A 22431-nucleotide genomic window follows, 5' to 3' on the forward strand; every position below is an offset into this window, starting at 1 on the left:
CGGCATCGTTCGCGAGACCGATGGCTCGGCGGCCACCCGCCGTTCAGTCTCGTTTTGCACCATCTTTCCGTCAGAGGTTCAGGCATGACGCACGTGTTTCACCGCAATCCGCGCCAGACGTTGCCCGTCGCGGTCGGCGGTCAGGGAATCGAGTTGATCGACAGCAACGGCAAGCACTATCTCGACGCCTGCGGCGGCGCTGCCGTCTCGTGCCTCGGTCACGGACATCCCCGCGTGATCGAGGCGATGCAGCAACAGGCGGCGCAACTGGCGTACGCCCACACGTCGTTCTTCACGACCGAAGTGGCCGAGCAACTGGCCGACACGCTTGCTGCGAGCGCGCCCGGCGATCTGAACCATGTGTACTTCGTGAGCGGTGGTTCCGAAGGTGTGGAGGCGGCGCTCAAACTCGCGCGTCAATACTTCGTCGAGGTCGGCCAGCCGCAGCGTCAGTTCTTCATTGCGCGACGTCAGAGCTATCACGGCAACACGCTCGGCGCGCTCGCCATCGGTGGCAATGCCTGGCGACGCGAGCCGTTCCTGCCGTTGCTCGTACCGGCGCATCACGTCTCGCCGTGTTTTGCTTATCGCGAGCGGCTCGACGGCGAGAGCGACGCCGCCTACGTGCAGCGTCTGGCAGACGAACTCGAAGCGAAGATTCTCGAACTCGGCGGCGACACGGTGATCGCGTTCGTCGCGGAAACCGTGGTCGGCGCGACGGCTGGCGCGGTGCCACCGGTGGGCGACTACCTCAAACGCATGCGCGCCGTGTGCGACAAGTACGGCGTACTGCTGTTGCTCGATGAAGTGATGTCCGGCATGGGCCGCACCGGCTATCTGTTCGCCTGCGAAGAAGACGGCGTGACGCCAGACATCCTCGTGATCGCCAAGGGCCTCGGCGCGGGGTATCAGCCGATCGGCGCGATGCTGTGCTCTGACAAGATCTTCGACGCTGTGGTCGGTGGCTCGGGCTTCTTCCAGCACGGTCATACGTACCTCGGACACGCGATGGCGTGTGCGGCGGCGCTGGCCGTGCAGCGCACGATTGCCGACGAGAACCTGCTGGAGAACGTGAAGGCGCGCGGCGAGCAATTGCGTGCACGTCTGCGCGAAGTGTTCGCCGATCACCCGAACGTGGGCGACGTGCGCGGACGCGGTTTGTTCGTCGGCGTCGAATTCGTGGCCGACCGTGCGACGAAGCAAACGCTGCCGACGGCCGATAAGACACACGCGCGTTTGAAGACGGCTGCCAAAGAGCGTGGTCTGCTGATCTACCCGATGGGCGGCACCGTCGACGGCGTTCACGGCGACCATGCGCTGATCGCGCCGCCGTTCATCTGCCAGCCGGGCGACATCGACCGCATCGTCGAGCGACTGGCGCTCGCCGTGGCCGACGTCACCGGCGTGAAGGCCGGAGGCGTGGCATGACACGAAACTACGCGCTGGCCGTCGCACCGAACGGCGCGCGCCGCACGCACGTCGACCATCCTGCGCTGCCGATGACGCCGACGGAACTCGGCGAATGCGCCAAGGCGTGTCTGGACGCAGGCGCGGCCATGATCCATCTGCATGTACGCAAGGCAGACGGCACGCACAGCCTTGAAGTCGCGGACTACGCGGCGGGCATTGCGGCCGTGCGTCGCGCAGTGGGTGACGCGCTGGTGTTGCAGGTGACGACCGAGGCGGTCGGCATCTACACGCCGGAGCAGCAGATCGCGACGGTGCACGCGCTGCATCCCGAAGCGATTTCGGTGGCGTTGCGTGAAGTGCTGCCCGATGCGGCGCACGCCCCTGCTGCCGAGGCGTTCTTCGACTGGCTGTGGCGCGAGCAGATCACCACGCAATACATCCTTTACGACACCGAGGACGTAGCGCACTACTGGCGCTTGCGCGCGAGCGGCGCGATTCGTCCCGGCCGCCACTGGGTGCTGTTCGTGCTCGGCCGCTACAGCAAAGGGCAGTTGTCGTCGCCGTCGGACTTGCTGCCGTTCCTCGCCGCCTGGCAAGTTGGTGCGGACGGGCTTGGGGAAGCCGCCGACGCCACGCCGTGGGCGATGTGCGCCTTCGGGCCGCGCGAGGCCGAGTGTGCGCTGGCCGCAGTGTTGCACGGCGGCCACGCCCGGATCGGCTTCGAGAACAACCTGTACCTGCCGGACGGCAGCGTCTCCCCGGGCAATGCCGCGTCGCTGGGGGCGCTTACCGCCGCTGCCACCCCGCTGGCCCTCGCGCCCATGACGGCGGACGCGCTGCGCGAACTGACCCGCTGACTGTCGGAGCATCCGGCGGCATCCTGACAGCGGTCCACCCGGGCACAAGCCGTGTCCGGGAGTGCGCGACAAATCAGAAATAAACCCAAATACACGGCCTGACCGGCGTTGCCCGGCCGGGCCGCTGTAATAGAATCGGCGTAACCTCAAAAAGGCCCGCGTCGCCCTCCCCGGCACCGGGCGTGAACACGAACGGGAGCGCGGCGTGAAACACTGGTCGATCCGACATCGCATTCTGGCCAGTTTTGGCCTGATCCTTGCCCTGATGGCCCTCATGGCCGGCATCGCTTACACGCGACTGTCCGCCATAGAAGTGGAGGCACACAGCGTGGAATCCGATTCCACACCGGGCCTTTACTACAGCACGATGCTGCGCGGCGCGTGGTTCGAGAGCTATCAATTGCTCCAGCAGGTCGTCGCCATCGACGACAACGACAAGACCCGTGCGATCGACCTCGACACGTTGCGCTCGGCGGATGCCCGCATCGACGGCTGGATCAAGGATTACGGCACGACCGTCAATCGTGCCGTCGACCGGATGCAATACGACGAGGTGCGCGGCGTGCGCACGCAGTACGGGCGCATCAGCACTCAGGTGCTCAAGCTCGTGGCCGACGGTCAGTTGCCCGCCGCCCGCGCCATGCTGACCGACCAGCTGTACCCCGAATGGGGCCGGGGGCGTTCTGCGATCCAACGTCTGGTCGACACGAACAAGACCTTCGCCGACGAGTCGACCCATAACATCAACGAAGCCGTGACGGCCGCCAAGGCCACGCTGCTCATCACGCTGGGCGTGGCGCTCGCGGTGGCCATCCTGGCGGGCTGGATGCTGTTCCGAGCGATCAGCGTGCCGCTCGCGAGCGGCATGCAGATTCTGGAAGTCATGCGCGCGGGCGATCTGACGAAGCGCCTCGATCTCGCGCGTCGCGATGAGTTCGGCGCGCTGGAGTCGGGCTTTAACCGGATGACGGACGAACTGACGGGCCTCGTCGGGCAGGCGCAGAAGTCGGCGTTGCAGGTGACGACGTCGGTGACCGAGATTGCTGCGACTCCGCGTCAGCAACAGGCCACTGCGTCGGAGACGGCGGCTACCACGACCGAGATCGGCGCGACTTCGCGCGAGATCTTCGCCACGTCGCGCGATCTGGCGCGCACCATGACCGAAGTGGCGGGCGTGGCCGATCATGCGGCGTCGCTCGCGGGCACCGGCCACGTCGGCCTCACGCGCATGGAAGACGCCATGCGTCATGTGATGGACGCGGCGGGCTCGGTCAACGGCAAGCTCGGCATCCTCAACGAGAAGGCGGGCAACATCAATCAGGTGGTGACGACCATCACGAAGGTCGCGGATCAGACCAACCTGCTGTCGCTGAATGCGGCTATCGAAGCTGAGAAGGCGGGCGAGTACGGTCGTGGCTTTGCGGTGGTGGCGACCGAGATCCGGCGTCTGGCCGATCAGACGGCCGTGGCGACCTACGACATCGAGCAGATGATCAAGGAAATCCAGTCGGCGGTGTCGGCCGGGGTAATGGGCATGGACAAGTTCGCCGAGGAAGTGCGTCGCGGCATGGACGAGATGCGTCAGGTCGGCGATCAGCTCGCGCAGATCATTGCGCAAGTGCAGACGCTGCCGCCGCGCTTCCAGGTCGTCAACGAAGGCATGCAGGCGCAGGCCACCGGCGCGGAGCAGATCAATCAGGCGCTGGTGCAGCTCTCCGAGGCTGCGCAGCAGACGGCCGAATCGTTGCAGCAGTCGAGTCAGGCCATCGAAGAGCTCAATCACGTCGCCAACGGTCTCAAGAGCGGGGTGTCGCGCTTCAAGGTGCAGGCGCTCCCGCCCACGGGACTCGTCTGACGTCGTTTATTTCGCGGACACCGCCATGTTGTTCCTGCGTTTCGCCATCGCGACCGATCACTACGTCATCGAAGCGGGCCACGTCGCCGAGGTGCTGCCGTGGCTGGCGCTCAAGCGTCTGCCCGCCGCACCGGCATGGGTAGCAGGCGCGTTCAGCTATCGTGGCGAGTCCGTGCCGGTGATCGATCTGACGCGGCTCGCGACAGGCCGCGATGCGCCCGCGCGTCGCTCCACACGGCTGGTGCTCGTGCACTACCCCGCGCCCGGGCCGAACGCTCGCCGTCTTGGGGTGCTCGTCGAGCGCGCGACCGATACCTTGCGGGCCGATCCGTCGGCGTTTCAGACGAGCGGCGTCGACCTGCCCGAAGGCCGCTATCTCGGCCCGGTGCTCGATATGGATGACGGGCTCGTGCAGTGGGTACGCGTCGACCAGTTGCTGACGGCCGAGGCGCGCGCCATGTTGTTCGACGCAGCGAAGGACGCACTGGCCGACGGGGCAGAGGGCGCGGACGATGCGCGCGATGCGGGTGCAGCGAACGCAACGGAGGCGTCGTCATGAGCCACGTGCGAGACATCGAACGCTTGCTGTACGACACGATGGGGCTGGACGCCGATACGCTCGGCGCGAACGCCATCGAACGTGCGATACGCGTGCGTCTTGCCGCCCTTTCCACCACATCGCCGGACATGCAGGACGCGCCGCCGTACTCGCGTTACTGGCAGCGCCTGCAGCAATCGCCGCAGGAATTGCAGGCGCTGATCGAGGCGGTGGTAGTGCCCGAGACATGGTTCTTCCGGCATCGCGATGCCTTTACCGCGCTGACGCAGATGGTCCATGAGGAGCGTGAATCTCGTCGGGGTACCGTGCGCGAAGGACAGGCGCTGCGACTGTTGAGCTTGCCGTGTTCCACTGGCGAAGAACCGTACTCGATGGCGATGACGATGTTCGACGCGGGCCTCGGTGCGAACGACTTCACCATCGACGCGCTCGACATCAGCGAACGCGCGCTGGCCGTCGCCCGAGAGGGACTCTACGGCCGCAATTCGTTTCGCGGCCCACCGGGCACGATGCTGTTCCGAGATCGCTACTTCACGCCTGAGGGCGAGAACCTTCGTGTGATCGGTGCGCTGCGTACGCAGGTGCGCTGGCACTCGGGCAATCTGTTCGATCCGTCGCTCGTCGATCGGCTGGGCACGTTCGATTACGTGTTTTTCCGCAATGTGCTGATCTACTTCGACCGCGACGGACAACGTCGCGCCATCGCCGCGCTCGAGCAACTCATGCGCTTGGGAGCGACGCTCTTCGCCGGACCGGCAGAGGGAGGGACGCTGACCAGCAACGGGCTGGCACCGACCGGGCACGTGCAGGCGTTTTCGTTCCGCGTGGCGGGGCCGGTGCGCGACGTGCAGACGTCGGCAGGTCTGTCGCGTCCGACGGGCACGCTCGACGCCTTCCGCCCCGCGCCGCCAGTGAGTGCCCTCGACGCAGTGGCGCAGCATCGCGTTGCGTTGCCGCATATTTCGCATGTCTCGCACGTGTCGCCGTTGCCTTCGTCTGCGCAAGCGCAGGCCCCGCTCGCGCCTTCGACGGGCGTCGGCTCCTCGCGCACGTTTGCGCCGGTGACGCTTGTCACGCCGCCGCCCGATTCTCCGCGCCCCGGCGTTTTTCAGCACGTCGATGCCACTGCCAAAGCGGACATCGCTGTGCAACTCACACAGGCGCAAACCGCCGCCGACGCTGGTGACTTCGTAGGTGCCGTGGCGTTGTGCCGTGCGGTGCTGGGTATCGACCGGGCCAATGCGCAAGCCGAATATCTGCTGGGGCTGGTCGAAGATGCGCGGGGCGACGCACAGGGCGCACTCATCCATTACCGTCGCGCGCTCTATCTGGAGCCAGGGCATTATGAAGCGCTGGTGCATTGCGCTGCGCTGCTCGACGCGCGCGGCGATGCCACCGGCGCACGACGTTTGCTGGAGCGTGCCGAACGTACCGAACGTGCGGGCACGACTTCGCGGACGACCACCGAATCGCATGATCAGACGCATCGCCACGGGAACCGACATCGATGACCTACCGCGAATCCGCGCCTGAGACCGGTCCCGTGTCCGGCGAGCGCAAACCTTCTTCGTCAGCCTCTGCGAACGCCACGCAGCCCAAGCAGCCCTTGCAAGCGAACGGCAACGCGCTGCACCGGCAGGCGGCGGAATTACTCGACCGTTTGCCCGTGGTGCCGGTCGACCCGACTCCGTGGCGTGCCATCCCCGGCGAGCAGGAGAGCGAGCGCGGTGCGTCGCTGCTGCTTTTCCGTCTGGCGGACGAATGGCTTGCCCTGCCCGCCTCCACCATCGAAGAAGTCGCACCGATGCGCGGCTGGCATTCCGTGCCGGGCCATCGGCAGCGGGCGTTGCTGGGGCTCGTCAATCTGCGTGGTGCGCTCGTGCCGTGTCTGTCACTCGGCGAATTGCTCGGCGTGCAGCCTGCGCCGCAAACTCAAACGCCGCAGGCGAACAGTCTGCGTGCCAGCACGGCGCGACTGCTGGCGTTGCGTCATGGGCATCATCTGAGCGCATTTCCTGTGACGGAAGTGCACGGCACGGTGACGCCTGCACGCGCATCCATGGGTGCAGTGCCCGCGACGGCGCTCGGCGCGTCGGACGGCTTTGCCGTCGCCGTGCTGCCGTGGCGCGATCACATTGTCGGTGTGCTGGACCCGCTGCGCATCGGCGCGGCGTTCGACCGGAGCCTCGCATGAGCGACGATCTGCAGAACGCCACGCTGCTCGACCTGTTCCGCATGGAGACGGAGACGCAGGCGCAAGTCCTCGGCGACGGCTTGCTGGCGCTCGAACGCGCGCCGACCGATGCGGCGCGACTCGAAGCATGCATGCGCGCCGCGCATTCGCTCAAGGGGGCGGCGCGTATCGTTGGCGTCGAGGCGGGTGTCTCGCTCGCCCATGTGCTGGAGGACGCTTTCGTCGCGGCGCAGCACGGTGCGCTCGCGCTCAACGTATCGATCATCGACCGCCTGTTGCAAGGTGTCGATCTGCTCATGCGTCTCGCACACCCGCCCGGGCGCGATCCGAACTGGGCGCAAGGCGCAGGCAAGGCAGAGATCGACGCGTTCGTCTCATCGTTCGCCAGTGAGCTTTCTGCGTTGACGGGTGATGCGTCGCCCGCGCCGGGGGCCTCCGGCGAACTCACGGCGTTCGATTACGCCAGCTACGGCATGGAGACGGGGGAGAGCGACGCTGCGAACGCCGAAGCGCCTGTTTCGCACGCCTCGAACATCTCGCCCGTAACGCCCGCACCTGACGATGATTACGTGCGGGACAGTCTCGCACTCCCGCGCGTCGTGGGGTACGCGGTGCCGTCGACGTCTCCCGACACGCGTGAAGCACGCGACACGCGCGAGAACGACACACACACCACCGAGCCGGGCGTACACGCGGACACCGGCGACGGCGCTTCGCGCGCCTTGCGTGTCTCCGCCGACAACCTCGACCGACTGCTGCGCCTGTCGAGCGAGGCGTTGGTGGCGTCGCGCTGGTCGCAACCGTTCGCGCAATCGTTGCAACGCCTGAAACGTCATCAGCACGACGCGGGCGACGCACTCGACCGCGTAAGTTCGGCACTCGCACAAGTCGCCGACCGTTCCGACGAAGACCGTCAGTTGTTGCTCTCGGCGCTCGCGGACCTGCGACGCGCGCTCGGTGTCGGCGGTCAGTTGCTGGCCGAACAGATTCACGAGCTGGACGACTTCGACCGGCGCTCGACGCAACTGTCGCAGCGTCTATACGACGAGGCGCTCGCGTGCCGCATGCGCCCCATCGACGACCGCCTTGGCGGGTTCGCCCGCATGGTGCGCGATCTGGGCCGCTCGCTCGGCAAACCGGCACGACTGGAGATTCGTGGCGCGGATACACAGGTCGACCGTGACATCCTCGATCAGCTTGAAGCGCCGCTGGGGCATTTGCTGCGCAATGCCGTCGACCACGGGCTGGAGCGTCCGGAAGTGCGTGAGGCGGCAGGCAAACCTGCTGAGGGCGTCATTACGCTCAGCGCTCGCCATAGCGCGGGGCTGCTGCTCGTGAGCGTGTCCGACGACGGTGCAGGTATCGACATCGAACGCGTGCGCGAGGCGGTGGTCAAGCGGGGGCTCGTTGCGTTTGAAACCGCACGTCATCTCGACGACAACGAGTTGCTTGAATTCCTGATGCTGCCGGGCTTCACGTTACGCGACACGGTCACGGATGTTTCCGGGCGTGGCGTCGGCCTCGATGCGGTGCGCGCGATGGTCGCGATGGTGCGGGGCACCGTGCGCATCGAACACACGCCCGGGCGCGGCACGAAGTTCATCCTGCAACTGCCGCTCACGTTGTCGGTGGTGCGCAGTTTGCTGGTCGAGATCGCGGGCGAGCCGTACGCGTTGCCGCTCGCCAGCCTGTCGCGCACGCTGGCGCTGCCGCAGGAAGACATCGACATGCTCGAAGGGCGTCCGCATTTCACGCTGGACGGCAAACAGATCGGGCTCGTGAGCGCGCAGCAGGTGTTGTGCGGCACCGAACCGGCTGGCACTTCCGGCGATCAGCCGGTCGTGGTGTTCGGCGATGGCGAGGCGCGCTACGGGCTGGCCGTCGACAAGTTCCTCGGCGAGCGTATGCTCGTCGTGCAGCCGCTCGATGTGCGGCTCGGCAAGTTGCCCAACATCGCTGCCGGGGCGCTGGCGGAAGACGGCTCACCGCTGCTCATCATCGACACGGCCGATCTGGTGCGCTCAATCGCGAAGGCCGTGGAAATGGGGTCGTTGGAGCGCTTGCCGATGCGCGCCGCGAAGACCAGCGGACGCGGTCGCAAACGTTTGCTGGTGGTGGACGACTCGCTCACCGTGCGCGAGCTTGAGCGCAAGCTGCTCGCCGCGCGCGGCTACGACGTGAGTGTCGCCATCGACGGCATGGATGGCTGGAACGCAGTGCGCAGCGAAACGTTCGACATGGTGATCACCGACGTCGACATGCCACGCATGGACGGCATCGAGCTGGTGACCCTGATCAAACGCGACCCGCGCACGGCGGAATTGCCCGTCATGATCGTTTCATACAAGGATCGCGAGGAAGATCGGCAGCGCGGACTCGATGCGGGTGCCGATTATTACCTCGCGAAAGGCAGCTTCCATGACGACGCGCTGCTGCGTGCTGTCGTGGATCTCATCGGGGAGTCGGGGTCATGAAAATCGGCATCGTGAACGATTCGGTTATCGCGGTGGAGGCGTTGCGCCGCACGCTTGCGCAGCGTCCGGGCCTGGAAGTGGCGTGGGTCGCGCACGACGGCGCGCAAGCCGTACAGATGTGCGCGCCGGTGCCACCCGACCTCGTGCTGATGGATCTCGTCATGCCCGTCATGGACGGCGTGGCGGCGACGCGCGAAATCATGCGTCGCACCCCGTGCCCGATTCTGATCGTGACGTCGGACGTCGGCCACCACGCGAGCCTCGTGTACGACGCGATGGGGGCCGGTGCGGTCGATGCCGTCGATACGCCTGTGCTGGGGGCAGCGGAACTGGCGCGTCCGGCCTCGTCGCTGCTCGCGAAGATCGAAGCCGTGGCGGCGCAGCAGGCCGACGCCCGCATACCGCAGACGGTCGTGGTGCCGCGCGTCGTGCCCGAGACAGATGCGTTGGTGGCCATCGGCGCGTCGGCGGGCGGTCCGGCCGCGCTGGCGACCCTGCTCGGACGCCTGCCTGCGAACTTCGCGGCGGGTGTGATCGTCGTACAGCATGTGGACGACGCCTTCGCACCCGGTATGGCGGCGTGGCTCGATCAGCAGACACCGCTTTCGGTGCGACTGGTGGAGGCGGGCGAGCGTCCCACGGCGGGTGTGGTCCTGCTCGCGGGTGGAAACCGTCACCTGCGGGTGGACGCCAGCGGCCGCTGCGTGTATACCGACGAACCCAGGGATGCGGTGTATCGTCCGTCCATCGACGTCTTCCTGCGCAGCGTGGCCGAGAACTGGCGCTCGCGCGCGGTCGGCGTGCTGCTGACGGGCATGGGCCGCGACGGCGCCGCAGGGCTGGGTGCGATGCGCACGCAGGGCTTTATGACCATCGCGCAGGATCGCGCGACGAGCGCGGTGTACGGCATGCCCAAGGCGGCAGCCGAAGCCGGTGCCGCGTCGCAAATCCTGCCGCTGAACATCATCGCGCCACAATTGGTGACGCTGTTCGGCACCGTATGACTGTGGGACAAAAACAGAGGGACGAATAACGATGACGACAACCCCGCGCCAACCCAAACCGGCCACGCCACCCATCGGCACCGAGAGCAGCCTGAGCGAATCGTCGGCGATGGTGTTGCTCGTCGACGACCAGGCGATGGTGGGCGAAGCGATCCGCCGCGCGCTGACCGGCGAAGCGAACATCGATTTTCACTATTGCTCGAATCCGGACGACGCGTTGCGCGTCGCCGAACAGACGCGCCCGACCGTCATTCTCCAGGATCTCGTGATGCCGGGCACCGACGGGTTGTCGCTGGTGCGTCAGTACCGTGCAAGTCCGCTCACGCGCGACATCCCGATCATCGTGCTCTCGACGAAGGAAGAGCCGACGATCAAGCGCGAGGCGTTCGCGGCGGGGGCGAACGACTATCTGGTCAAGCTGCCCGACACCATCGAACTGGTCGCGCGCATTCGCTACCACTCGCGCTCGTACATGAATCTGCTTCAGCGCGACGAAGCCTATCGGGCGCTGCGCGAGAGTCAGCAACAACTGCTTGAGACGAATCTGGAGTTGCAGCGCCTCACGCATTCCGACGGTCTCACCGGGTTGGCGAACCGTCGTTACTTCGACGAATACTTCGGCGCGGAATGGCGTCGCGCTTTGCGTGAGCAACGCGAGATGGCGCTGCTGATGATCGACGTCGACAACTTCAAGATCTACAACGACACCTACGGCCACATTGCGGGCGACGACGTGTTGCGCCGCGTGGCACACACCATTGCGGAAGCGGCGGCGCGTCCGGCCGACCTTGCGGCGCGTTTCGGCGGCGAGGAGTTCGTGATGGTGCTGCCGAACACGTCGGCCACCGGGGCGGCAGCGATTGCCGAGAAGGTGCGTGCACAGATCGAAGCGATGGCGATTCCGCACGTGGGGTCGGCCAACGGCCGGCATGTGACGATCAGTCTCGGCGGCGCGGCGCTGGTGCCGCGCACGCACATGGCGTCGACCTCGTTGATCGAGTCGGCGGATCTGGCGCTCTATCGCGCCAAGCAACAGGGCAAGAATCGCGTGGAGATGCAGCCAGGCGCTTCCTGAGCCTGAGGAGGGTGCATGACCTTCGAGCTGTTCTATTGGCCGGGCCTGCAAGGGCGCGGCGAGTTTGTCCGCCTCGCCTTCGAGGCCAGCGGCACGCCGTATGTGGAGATCGTTCAGGAGGACGGCCCGGGTCAGGGCATGGACGGTCTGCTGCATACGATGGACGATCCGGCGCGCATGGATCCTCCCATCGCGCCGCCTTTCCTGCGTGTCCGGCATCCCTCTGGGGACGAACTGATCGGACAGACGGCCAACATCCTCGCGTATCTAGGACCGTTGCTGGGTCTGGTCGGCGAATCGCCACGCGCGCGACGTTGGGTCAATCAATTGCAGTTGACGATGGCCGACCTCGTCGCGGAGGTGCACGACGGTCATCATCCCATCGCCAGTCGCCTCTATTACAGCAATCAGAAGACAGAGGCGCGCAAGCGGACTGCGGACCTGATCGACTACCGTCTGCCGAAATTCTTCGGCTATTTCGAGCGCGTGCTGGCGAACAATCCGAACGCAGGGGGATGGCTCAGCGAAGGCGCGCTGTCGTACGCCGACCTGTCGCTGTTTCAGGTGATCGAGGGGTTGTATTACGCGTTTCCCCGCGCCATGTCGGGATTCGCGAAGGCATTCCCGCGCTGTCAGTCAGTGCGTGACGCCGTCGCGCGCGAGCCGCTTGTTGCGGCGTATCTGAAGTCGTCGCGTCGCATCGCATTTAACACCACGGGCATCTTCCGGCACTACAAGGAGTTGGACCGCGCGTCACCGTTTTGACGGTCTGACTGACTCGGACTTATTCCGGCAGCGTGGTATCTCCGGCGTTCAGCGAGCGCTGCATCAGGACGGTGTCGACCCAACGGCCGAATTTGAAGCCGACCGACGTGAGTGTGCCCGCGTGCTCGAAACCGCATGCGGCATGCAGCGCGAGCGACGCCCGGTTGCCGCTGTCGCCGACGTTCGCAATCAGTTGTCGCCACGGACCGCCCTCGCACCGCGCGATGAGCGTGAGTAGCAATGCACGTCCGACCCCTTGTCCGATGGCATCGGCGGCGATGTACACCGAGTCTTCCAGCGTGAAGCGATAGGCCGAACGGGGGCGGTAATGCGTGGCGTACGCATAGCCGAGCACCCTGCCCTCATGTTCCGCCACGAGGTACGGCAGACCTGCGTCGCGAACCTTCGCGCAGCGCGCACGCATCTCCGCTTCGTCGGGCGGCACTTCTTCGAACGACGCTGACCCGGTGAGCACGTGATGGGCGTAGATGGCCGTGATGGCTGGAAGATCGTCGTCTCGTACCGGACGCACATTGCAAGCGCAGCGCGCGAGTTCAGTGCCTACGCATCGCGATTCGGCCAATGCGGATGAGACGGGAGCCGTCGACGATGACGACGGGCGGCAGGAGTGAGCGGGACGGGGCGACGACATACCAAAGAATCAGTAGCGTTGGAATTTAGGACGGGCCGATCTTCCGGCCCGTGACTGTCGGCAGTGTGCGCCGCCACCTGCTATAAGAAAAGCTTGTGCAGATTATGCGTTGCATAAGCCTTTCTTTGGAATGATGCTTAAGTCTCTTTCGACGTCTTCTCTGTCGCTGCGTCGCCTGCCTGCTGAACGGCTTCGCTGCCCGAAGCGCCCGGTTCGGCATTCATCGCGTCGAGTCGAGCACGCACGAAGCCGATGTGTTCGCGAAGCACGTAGAACTGATCGGCGTACGCGAGCGGAATTTTCAGCCGGTTGACGGCGGCCTCGACGGCGTCGAGCCGGTGCCGCAGGTTCTTGTATTCCGTGTGAGCATCGTCGGCCAGCGCCTCGCGCTCCAGCGCGATGAGCGCACCGTACCAGCGATACAGCCGTGACTTCACACGCCAGCTATATAGCGACGGCACCAACCGGAATGCCGGGATCAGCACCACGATGATCGGCACGAGCAGCACGACGATCCGGTCGGCGAGGCTCGCAATCCAGAACGGCAGGTGCCGGTACAGGAATCCCTTGCCCGACTTGTAGTAACGCGCGGCGTCGTCGGAAATCGGGAACTCATGCACTTGGGCGGACGGGAATTCGCCCGCGCGTTGCAGCAGGTTGGCCTTGCCGTGGACCTCGCGCGCCGCTTCGATGAGCAGATCGGAGAGCGCTGGATGCAGACTTTCGCGCGCGACGAGTTCGACCGTCGGGCTGATGACGTGCACCGGCTGCGCCGGTAGATTGCGGCCGAGATCGAAGACCCCGCGCGGCAGCGTCAACTGATTCAGATAGGTGAAGCGGCGCGTGTAGGCGTCGGCTTGCGCGAAGTCCATCAGCCGCACGCCGGGGGTGCGAATCAGCTTGCCCATCGTGGGGCCGGTGGCAGTGTCGCCGGTGAGCATCGCAGCATCGACACGTCCGTCGATCAGCGCCTGCGCGGCTTCCTGCCCGTCGTAAGCGGTGAGGGTCGTCGGGCCGCCTGGCTCGATGCCGTTCGCCTTGAGCAGCGTGAGCGACAGCGCGCGCGCGCCGCTGCCTTCACGGCCGATGGCGATACGCTTGCCCGCGAAGTCGGAGAGCTTCGTTACGCGCTCGCCGCGATAGAAGACGGAAATCGGCGCGTAGAACATGCTCCCCAGCGAGACCAGTCCGTCGGTATCAAGACCTTGCGACACGCCGCCCTGCACGAGGCCGAGGTCGACATTCTGCTTGTCGTCGGCCAGACGCTCGACGTTCTGACGCGAGCCTTCTGAGGTCAGCACGTTGAGCGTGATGCCATCGCGCGCGAGGATGGTCTTGTAACGTTGCGCGGCGGTCCAGAACGAACTGCCTTCCGGTCCGGCGGTCAGCGTGACGGTGCGCGGCGGGGCCGGTTGCACGAGCCAGACGGCGAGCCAGATGGCCGCAATCGCGATGAGTACGACGGGGCCGAAGGAGACGGCGAGATCTCGCCAGGAAATCGCGACAAAGCGTGCGCGGAGTCGCCGGTGGGCGGGTTGGTTAGAGTCAGTCGTCATGAATTGATCGGGCGGGCTTAGCCAACGGGTCCAACATTCGGCCGATCATACGCCATCTACGGCGTCGTTCCCGACGGCCGACCCAAGCCGTCCCCATCCAACGCAGACATCGTCAACTCATCGATTCGCGAGACTCTGCGCGAGTTGTTTCCACAGATGGTCCGCCGCAGGCGAGAGACGGCGTCCCACGCGGGTCATCATCTGGCTGGAGAAACCGGCGGCAATCGGGTGATCGATGGGCACCGCGACCAGCTCGCCGAGTTCGATGCCGCGCCGCGCGGTGATGGCCGACATGAAGGCGACGCCGAGACCGGCTGCGGCCAGCGTCTGCGCGGTATTGAACAGATCGACGCGATAGGCGGGCGTCACGTTCAGACGCGCCGTGTCGAGCACTGAGTGCACGAAGTGCTGCACGCCGTGCGCTTCGGTCATGAAGATGAGCCGTTCGTGCGCCAGTTCCGAGGGCGGCACGCTCTCCATCTTCGCGAAGCGATGCGTAGGCGCGACGACGGCGCACAGGGCCTTGGCGGCAAACGGATGGATGCGCATGGCCGGGTCGTCGTCCGAGCGGGCGCACAGGCCGATGTCGACCACGTCGTCGCGCACTAGCGAGAGCACGGCCGGTGTGGGGCCGGAGCGGATTTCGACGAGGATGTCTGGATAGCTCATCGAAAAGCGCTGTAATGCCTGCGCGATCAGGCGTCCGATAAACCCTTCGCCCACGCCGATGGCGACACGTCCGCGCTTCAGGTGCCGGTACTCCTCCAGCCGCGCCGACAAGTCACGCTGACGCCGCTGGCCGTCGCGGTAATAGTCGATGAGCACCTGACCGATTTCGGTGACGATCACGTTGCGCCCGCGTCGCTCGATGAGCGGAAATCGCAGCCGCCGCTCCAGCGCGGCGATCTGTCGGCTGACGACGGACGGATTTACGCTGAGCGCTTCGGCAGCCATGCGTACGCCCCCGGTTGCGGCAATCTCGGCGAGATATTTGAGCGGACGCTCGCCAATGTCATCCATCCACGATTCGTTGTTCATGTTTGTTTCACTGTTGCGTTCGAGCGGATGCACCGGTCTGGCGCATAACGCAGAGCCAGCCCTGCAACGTCGCCGACTCCCGTCGAATGAGAAAGGCAACTCTTTGAATAGACTGCGGTTTTGCTCGTCGATACGGACATTTGCCCTATATTGCCGCACGGCCGACTGTTGCTCGGAAAGCAACATTTTGACCTGTCGATGGTCATCGGTGGGAAATTTCGTCGGTGCAATACTCCGCGTTAATCAAAAACTAGAGAGGAGCCCCCGATGAGCGAGATTCGCTATTGCGAGGTGAGCGATCTGGCCGACGCGCGCGAGCAGTTGGCCGACATTCGTCACCACATCCACCAACACCCCGAGCTGTCCTACGAGGAAGTCGACACGTCGCGTTATGTGGCGCAAAAGCTGGAAAGCTGGGGTTACACGGTCACGCGTAACGTCGGCGGTCACGGCGTGGTGGCCTCGCTCACTGCGGGCACGAGCGGTCGCACGGTCGGTGTGCGCGCCGACATGGACGCACTGCCGATTCACGAACAGACGGGTCTCGCCTACGCCAGCGTGCACGACGGCAAGATGCACGCCTGCGGCCACGACGGCCACACGACCGTGTTGCTCGGCGCAGCCCAACATCTCGCCAAGACGCGCAACTTCGACGGCACCGTCCATTTGATTTTCCAACCGGCGGAAGAAGCCGGTTCGAACAGCGGTGCCGAGCAGATGATTGCCGACGGTCTGTTCGAGCGTTTCCCGTGCGAAGCGATCTTCGGTTTGCACAACCACCCGGGCGTGGCCACGGGCACGTTCGGTTTTCGCGCCGGTCCGCTGATGGCCGCGTGCGACACCGTCAAGATTCGTATTCACGGCCGTGGCGGTCATGCGGCGCGTCCGCATCTGGCCATCGACCCGGTGGTGATCGGCAGCGGTCTCGTGATGGCGCTGCAAACCGTGGTGGCGCGCAGCATCGACCCGACCGAAGCCGCAGTCGTGACCGTCGGTACGTTCCATGCCGGTTTCGCACCGAACGTCATTCCGGAAGACGCCACGATGGAACTGAGCGTGCGCTCGTTCTCGGCGAAGGTGCGCGCGACGCTCGAAGAGCGTATCTGCGCGCTGGTGAAGTCGCATACCGAAGGCTTCGGTGCGAGCGCCGACATCGAGTACATCCGTGGCTATCCGGTGCTGGTGAACAGCGAAGCGGAAACGGAATTTGCCCGCAGCGTGGCCGAAGAACTGGTCGGCGCCGAGCACATCATTTCGCCGTTCCCGCCCATCGCTGGCAGCGAGGACTTCGCGTACTACCTGCAAAAGGTGCCGGGTTGCTTCATCCGCCTGGGTAACGGCGAAGGCAAGCCGATGCTGCACAACGCCAAGTACGACTTCAACGACGACAATCTGACCATCGGTGCCGCCTTCTGGACGCGTCTGGTCGAACGCTTTCTTGCCAAGGACCGCGCATGAGCACCGCCACGCAATCGCAATCGTTTCAGGGTGACGGCGCAGCGTCGTCGACGGCCGTGCAGATGTCGCCCGCACAGCAACGCAAGATCGTCTTTGCTGCCGTCATCGGCAACCTGCTGGAGTTCTTCGACTTCACGGTCTATAGCTACTTTGCGCTGACGATCGGCAAGCAGTTCTTCCCGGCGGACGACCCCATCACGTCGTCGCTGCTCGCGTTCGCCGTGTTCGCGGTGGGCTTCGTGATGCGTCCGCTGGGCGGCATCGTGCTGGGTCGCTATGCCGACCGTGCTGGCCGCAAGCCTGCGCTGACGCTGACCATCCTGCTGATGGCCGTGGGTTCGGCGGCCATCGGTCTTGCGCCGACGTATGCGCAGATCGGTCTCGCGGCACCGCTGCTGATCGTGAGCGCGCGTTTGCTGCAAGGCTTCGCGCAGGGCGGTGAGTTCGGTGCGGCGACGGCCACGCTGCTGGAAGTGGGCGGCGCGAAGAGCCGTGGCTTCCGCGCGAGCTGGCAGTTGGCCAGTCAGGGCGCAGCCGCCCTGCTCGGCTCGGGTCTGGCGGCGAGCCTTGGCTTCCTGCTCTCGGACGACACCATGCACAGCTGGGGCTGGCGCATTCCGTTCCTGCTCGGCACGCTGATCGCACCGGTCGGTATCTACCTGCGTCGTCACATTCAGGAAGAGCCGCCGAAGGCGAAGGCCGTCGCCGGTCGCGACGATCCCAAGCGTGGCCTGTATGTGCGCAACTGGTTCCTCACGATCTTCTCGATTGCGGGCATGTCCGTGTCGACGTACGTGATGATGTACTACATGCCGACGTACTGCATTCAGTACCTGGGCCTGCCGCCGAAGATGTCGATGCTCGCGGGTGTTGCTGCCAGCACGATCTCGCTGGTGATGTGCCCGATCTACGGCGCATGGTCGGACAAGATGGGCAAGCGTAAGCCGCTGACGATGTTCGGCCGTGTGGCGCTGATCGTGCTGCTGTATCCGGCGTTCTGGGTGATGATCAACTACCCGTCGCTGCCGGTCGTGCTGGCCGCACTGATCGTGCTGATGCTCTGCTACACGATGGGTTCGGCCCCTGCGTATGCGCTGATGCCGGAGAACTTTCCGAAGCATCTGCGTGCGGGCTACATGTCGAGTGCGTATGCGATTTCGGTGTCGGTGTTTGGTGGAACGGCACAGCTCGTCGCGGGCTGGCTGATTCGCGTGACGGGCAACAAGATGGCCCCGGCGTGGTACATGATCGCCTGCGTGATCGTGTCGCTCATCGCGGTGTCGATGTTTGAAGAGACCGGCAATAAGGTGCTCGACGAGTAAGCGCGGATCGACGTGAAATGCGAGAAAGGCGACGACGGAATTCCGCGTCGCCTTTTTTGTTGCCGTCAGCGTCTGAATCGCGCTTACAGCCGCTCGAAGATCGCCGCAATTCCCTGCCCCCCGCCGATGCAGGTGGTCACGAGTGCATAGCGCGCGCCGGAGCGTTGCAACTCATGCACGGCCTTGGTCACCATGACTGCGCCGGTCGCCCCGACCGGATGACCGAGCGCAATGGCGCCGCCGTTCGGATTGACGCGTTCCGCGTCGAGCGACATCTCCTTCAGAAATGCCCCGACGACCGAAGCGAAGGCTTCGTTCAGCTCGATCACGCCCATGTGGCGAATCGAGAGGTCCGCGCGCTTAAGCACTTCTCGCGTAGCGACGACCGGTCCGATACCCATTTGCGCGGGCAGCACACCCACGCGTGCATGGGCGACGAGGCGCGCCATTGGCCGCAATCGTCGCAACTTCGCGTTTTGTAACGTGGTCACCAGCACGGCCGATGCGCCGTCGTTGACGCCGGACGCGTTTGCCGCGGTAATCGTGCCGCCGTCGCGACGAAATACTGGTTTGAGTTGAGCGAAATCGTCGCCGGAAGGCGCGGGTCGTACGCGCTCGTCGCGGGTAAAGGTGGCTGGCTTACGTGACGAACCGACTTCGATGGGGACGATCTGCGCATCGAAGTAACCCGCCTCGATAGCGTGAGCGGCGCGTTGATGCGAGGCGAGCGCGATAGCGTCCTGCTGTGCCCGGTCGATGTCGTAGGACGCCGCGATACGCTCGCCGAGTTCGCCCATGTGGGCGCCGGTCATCGGATCGGTGAGGCCGCCCATCAGGGAGTCGGTGGCGACGACATCGCCGGGGCGCGATCCGAAGCGATTCGCCGGGAGCAGATAGGGGGCGAGGCTCATCGTCTCCGCACCGCCGCCGATGGCGGTCTCGGCTTCACCCGAATCGATGAACTGCGCGGCCAGGAGCACGGCTTCCAGACCGGAGCCGCAGAGCCGGTTGACAGTCAACGCACCTGCGCGCGGTGCAATACCGCCGCCGAGGGCGACACGTCGCGCAAGGTACATATCGCTTGCGGACGTCTGGTGGACGTTTCCGAACACCACCTGATCGACCCGGTCGCCCGCGATGCCGGTGCGTTCCAGCAGTGCGCCCACGACCGCGCTTCCGAGGTCGACGGGCGGCTTCTCCCGCAATGTGCCGCCGAATTCGCCGATGGCGGTACGTGCGGCGTCGATGATGACGATGTCGGTGCGCATCGTGAGGCCCTCCGAACGATCGTGACGATCAGAGCAGTTCGGCCGAAGACCGTCGCCGCCGATTGAATCGGCATCGACCGTTGCGGCCCAAAACCTCAGCGTAGGACGCGACGTCGCATCGCGCACCTGACAACGTTAACAGGTGACGAACCGGGAAGGCTCGCCACCGCACGACTACTTGCCGAACGTCACCTCGGAATCCAGCGGATACACCGGACGATTCACGCGTGAGAACGGGAACAGCGCGTAGTTCGAGCTCGTCACGCCGTTGCTGTCGCACTCAACCAGACCGGCCGAGATGGGCACGAAGACCGGACGGCAATACATACGCGACTTCAGCAGCAGGAAGCGTTCGCTGCGTGGATCGAGTCCCACGCACGTGAAGACACCATGATCCCACGGCTCGTGTGTGCGCTCCGTTACCACGATGCGGGCTGCGCCGATGTCGAACAGCACCGTGCGTCCCATGTAGCAACGCTGGCCCGTGTAAGTCGGTCCCGTCACGACGTATTCGCCGTCGCTGATCTTGCGCACGATGCCGGTGAGCACCGGCGGTGTCTTGGTGATGCCCAATTGCGTCAACGGACGCTTGTTACCCAGCGCCAGCGTGACCTGAGCGCCCTCGCCTGCGGCGATCAACGTCGCCACCGCTTCGGGGTCGCACAGCGGACCGACACCGATGCCCGTCAGCCCGCCTGCCAACGCAGCTTCGAGCACGTCCATCGTGTCGCATGTGCCGCCCGACATGCAGTTGTCGCTGTGGTCGAGCAGCAGCACCGGCTTGTCCGCGCCCTGCGCCAGTTGCTTTGCCTCGGCAATCGATGCCTCAAGCGGCGCGCTGCGATAGACGAAGCCGTCACGCTCGTCCCACGCCTGCGCAGCGATGCGATTGGCGACCGCTTGGGCGCGCGCGATGCCGTCTTCGCTTTCGTCAGCCGTCACGACCACGCTGATGCACGGCGCAGGAATGTCGGCGAGCGAGAAGCCGGAGAACACCGACACCGCCGGGATACCCTCCTCGGCTTCGGCGCGGCGTGCGGCGTCCAGGGCACGCTTCATCGCACCGCCATGACTCGTGCTGCGCAGCGAGTGCACCATCAGCGGCGGCTGTTGCCACACGACCTTCGGACGACGCTTGCCAGCCAGCATTTCGAACAGCAGACGCCCGGCATGCTCGCCCGTCTCGTACATATCGACGTGCGGATAAGTCTTGAAGCCGACGACGATGTCGGCGTTCGCCACGATCTTCGGCGTGACGTTCGCGTGCAGATCGAGCGCTACGGCAATCGGCGTGTCCGGTGCAGCGGCGCGCACACGCTCGAGCAAATCGCCCTCGCCGTCGTCGCTGTTTTCCGCGACCATCGCGCCGTGCAGATCGAGCAGAATCGCGTCGACGCCGGTGGCCGCCGCCACGATGCGTTGGCACAGTTCGTCATACGCACTCGCCGCCACAGGACCGCTGGGATTCGCACTCGCGGAGACAGGCGTCACCATCTGCGCGCCCGCGGCTTCCGCCAGATCGATGAACGCGGACATCGCCGTGCGCATGCCCTTGTTGTCGCGATAAGCGTCGGCATCGAACGTCGGCCCTTCATTGCCGAAGGCTTCGAGCGGCGTCGGCACTGGCGAGAACGTGTTCGTCTCGTGATTCATCCGCGCGATCATGACTTTCATGCGGCACCTCCGGCGCGTTGCAACATCGCTTGCAGCAACACGTTGCAACCCGCTTCGAGGTGGGCCGGATCGGCGTCTTCGATTTCGTTGTGGCTGATGCCGTCCTTGCACGGCACGAAGATCATCGCCGTGGGGGCGACGCGGGCGAGATACACCGCGTCGTGCCCTGCGCCGCTGATGGCGTCCATCGACGAATAGCCGAGCGTCTGTGCGCCGGTGCGAATGGCGTCGACCAGTTCCGGCGCGAACGGCTGCGGCGGGAAGTACACGACCTGCTCGATGACGACGTCGATGCCCTTCGTACTCAGCGCCGTGCACTCGGCGCGCAGCTTCGCGTTGAGGGCGTCGAGCGTGGCGTCGTCCGCCGCACGCAGGTCAACGGAGAGCTTCACGCGACCCGGAATGACGTTGCGCGAGTTCGGATAGTTGTCGACCCAGCCCACGGTGCCGCGCGCGTGCGGCGCGTGCTCGCAAGCGATGCGGTTCACGGCCTGAATCAGTTGCGCAGCGGCCAGCAGGGCGTCGCGACGCAGTTCCATCGGCGTCGGGCCTGCGTGTGCTTCCATGCCAGTGATGGTGACGTCATACCAGCGCTGACCGAGCGCACCCTGCACCACGCCAATGGTCTTCTCGTGTGCTTCAAGCACCGGTCCTTGCTCGATGTGCGCCTCGAAATACGCGCCGACGTCGCCCGCCTGCCCAACGGCGGACGTCCTGCCCGCATACCCGATGCCGCCCAGCGCTTCGGCGACGCTGATGCCGTCGCGATCCTTTTGCGTCAGCGCGTGTTCGAGCGTGAACGCACCTGCATAGACGCCCGAGCCCATCATCACCGGCACGAACCGAGACCCTTCCTCATTCGTCCAGACGGCGACTTCGAGCGGCGCTTCCGTCACGATGTGGTTGTCGTTGAGCGTGCGCAGCACTTCGAGGCCAGCCAGCACGCCGTAGTTGCCATCGAACTTGCCTCCGGTCGGTTGCGTGTCGATGTGGCTGCCGGTCATGACGGGCGGCAGCGCATCGTTGCGTCCGGCGCGGCGCGCGAAGATGTTGCCGATGGCGTCGATGCGCACCGTGCAGCCGATCTCCTTCGCCCAAGTCACGAACAGATCGCGACCCTGACGGTCGAGGTCCGTGAGCGCGAGACGGCAGACGCCGCCCTTCTCGGTCGCGCCGATCTGCGCGAGTTTCATGAGACTGTCCCACAGACGCGCACCGTCAATGCGCACTGCGGCAGCCGGTTGATCGAGACGTTCCATGTTTTCCTGTC

18 protein-coding genes are annotated in these 22431 nt (G+C 65.3%); 12 read left to right on the plus strand and 6 right to left on the minus strand.

Annotation, left to right across the window (positions count from 1 at the left end; translation table 11 throughout):
- Positions 1-84 precede the first annotated feature (84 nt).
- The 10 genes from ACIQWO_RS10440 to ACIQWO_RS10485 all read left to right on the plus strand — a co-directional run bounded on the left by ACIQWO_RS10440 (position 85) and on the right by ACIQWO_RS10485 (position 12193).
- The gene (locus ACIQWO_RS10440; protein ID WP_402822900.1) at positions 85-1428 is read left to right on the plus strand and encodes an aspartate aminotransferase family protein; all 1344 of its coding nucleotides are present in this window, start codon (positions 85-87) and stop codon (positions 1426-1428) included.
- On the plus strand, positions 1425-2267 hold the full coding sequence (locus ACIQWO_RS10445; protein WP_402822903.1) for a 3-keto-5-aminohexanoate cleavage protein: 843 nt from the start codon (positions 1425-1427) through the stop codon (positions 2265-2267). The genes ACIQWO_RS10440 and ACIQWO_RS10445 overlap by 4 nt, the downstream gene beginning before the upstream one ends.
- 205 nt (positions 2268-2472) lie before the next feature.
- Positions 2473-4122 (plus strand): methyl-accepting chemotaxis protein, encoded by a 1650-nt coding sequence (locus tag ACIQWO_RS10450; RefSeq protein WP_402822906.1) that lies wholly within the window; start codon positions 2473-2475, stop codon positions 4120-4122.
- Positions 4123-4147: 25 nt separating this feature from the next.
- On the plus strand, positions 4148-4681 hold the full coding sequence (locus ACIQWO_RS10455) for a chemotaxis protein CheW (RefSeq protein WP_402822909.1): 534 nt from the start codon (positions 4148-4150) through the stop codon (positions 4679-4681).
- Positions 4678-6192 (plus strand): CheR family methyltransferase, encoded by a 1515-nt coding sequence (locus ACIQWO_RS10460; protein ID WP_402822912.1) that lies wholly within the window; start codon positions 4678-4680, stop codon positions 6190-6192. Before ACIQWO_RS10455 ends, ACIQWO_RS10460 begins: the two co-directional genes overlap by 4 nt.
- Complete coding sequence (locus ACIQWO_RS10465; protein ID WP_402822915.1) at positions 6189-6875, plus strand: chemotaxis protein CheW; 687 nt, start codon at positions 6189-6191, stop codon at positions 6873-6875. Before ACIQWO_RS10460 ends, ACIQWO_RS10465 begins: the two co-directional genes overlap by 4 nt.
- Complete coding sequence (locus tag ACIQWO_RS10470) at positions 6872-9349, plus strand: hybrid sensor histidine kinase/response regulator (RefSeq protein WP_402822918.1); 2478 nt, start codon at positions 6872-6874, stop codon at positions 9347-9349. The genes ACIQWO_RS10465 and ACIQWO_RS10470 overlap by 4 nt, the downstream gene beginning before the upstream one ends.
- Entirely contained in the window at positions 9346-10353 is a 1008-nt protein-coding gene (locus ACIQWO_RS10475; protein ID WP_402822920.1) for a chemotaxis response regulator protein-glutamate methylesterase, read from the plus strand. The genes ACIQWO_RS10470 and ACIQWO_RS10475 overlap by 4 nt, the downstream gene beginning before the upstream one ends.
- A 31-nt stretch (positions 10354-10384) precedes the next feature.
- Complete coding sequence (locus ACIQWO_RS10480; protein WP_402822923.1) at positions 10385-11428, plus strand: diguanylate cyclase; 1044 nt, start codon at positions 10385-10387, stop codon at positions 11426-11428.
- Between the two features lie 15 nt (positions 11429-11443).
- Positions 11444-12193 carry a glutathione S-transferase gene (locus tag ACIQWO_RS10485; RefSeq protein WP_402822926.1) on the plus strand — a complete coding sequence of 250 codons (750 nt, stop codon included), beginning with the start codon at positions 11444-11446 and terminating at the stop codon, positions 12191-12193.
- 19 nt (positions 12194-12212) lie between these two features.
- Here the strand turns inward: ACIQWO_RS10485 and ACIQWO_RS10490 are convergent, their stop codons facing one another.
- The 3 genes from ACIQWO_RS10490 to ACIQWO_RS10500 form a co-directional block, all read right to left on the minus strand.
- Positions 12213-12845 carry a GNAT family N-acetyltransferase gene (locus ACIQWO_RS10490; RefSeq protein WP_402822929.1) on the minus strand — a complete coding sequence of 211 codons (633 nt, stop codon included), beginning with the start codon at positions 12843-12845 and terminating at the stop codon, positions 12213-12215.
- Between the two features lie 137 nt (positions 12846-12982).
- On the minus strand, positions 12983-14401 hold the full coding sequence (locus ACIQWO_RS10495) for a TAXI family TRAP transporter solute-binding subunit (protein WP_402822932.1): 1419 nt from the start codon (positions 14399-14401) through the stop codon (positions 12983-12985).
- A gap of 117 nt (positions 14402-14518) precedes the next feature.
- Positions 14519-15439 carry a LysR family transcriptional regulator gene (locus ACIQWO_RS10500; protein WP_402822935.1) on the minus strand — a complete coding sequence of 307 codons (921 nt, stop codon included), beginning with the start codon at positions 15437-15439 and terminating at the stop codon, positions 14519-14521.
- Between the two features lie 267 nt (positions 15440-15706).
- Here ACIQWO_RS10500 and ACIQWO_RS10505 point away from each other — a divergent pair, with 267 nt between their 5' ends.
- A complete protein-coding gene (locus ACIQWO_RS10505) occupies positions 15707-16897 on the plus strand; it encodes a M20 aminoacylase family protein (protein WP_150739233.1) in 1191 nt (396 codons plus the stop codon).
- The gene (locus tag ACIQWO_RS10510; RefSeq protein WP_402822940.1) at positions 16894-18219 is read left to right on the plus strand and encodes an MFS transporter; all 1326 of its coding nucleotides are present in this window, start codon (positions 16894-16896) and stop codon (positions 18217-18219) included. The genes ACIQWO_RS10505 and ACIQWO_RS10510 overlap by 4 nt, the downstream gene beginning before the upstream one ends.
- 83 nt (positions 18220-18302) lie before the next feature.
- Here ACIQWO_RS10510 and ACIQWO_RS10515 read toward each other — a convergent pair whose 3' ends face one another.
- The 3 genes from ACIQWO_RS10515 to ACIQWO_RS10525 form a co-directional block, all read right to left on the minus strand.
- The gene (locus ACIQWO_RS10515) at positions 18303-19487 is read right to left on the minus strand and encodes an acetyl-CoA C-acyltransferase (RefSeq protein ID WP_402822943.1); all 1185 of its coding nucleotides are present in this window, start codon (positions 19485-19487) and stop codon (positions 18303-18305) included.
- A gap of 174 nt (positions 19488-19661) precedes the next feature.
- Positions 19662-21161 carry a M81 family metallopeptidase gene (locus ACIQWO_RS10520; protein ID WP_402822946.1) on the minus strand — a complete coding sequence of 500 codons (1500 nt, stop codon included), beginning with the start codon at positions 21159-21161 and terminating at the stop codon, positions 19662-19664.
- The gene (locus tag ACIQWO_RS10525) at positions 21158-22420 is read right to left on the minus strand and encodes a Zn-dependent hydrolase (protein WP_402822949.1); all 1263 of its coding nucleotides are present in this window, start codon (positions 22418-22420) and stop codon (positions 21158-21160) included. Before ACIQWO_RS10525 ends, ACIQWO_RS10520 begins: the two co-directional genes overlap by 4 nt.
- Positions 22421-22431: the final 11 nt, after the last annotated feature.

It is taken from the genome of Pandoraea sp. NPDC090278 (assembly GCF_044772185.1).
Lineage (GTDB): Bacteria > Pseudomonadota > Gammaproteobacteria > Burkholderiales > Burkholderiaceae > Pandoraea.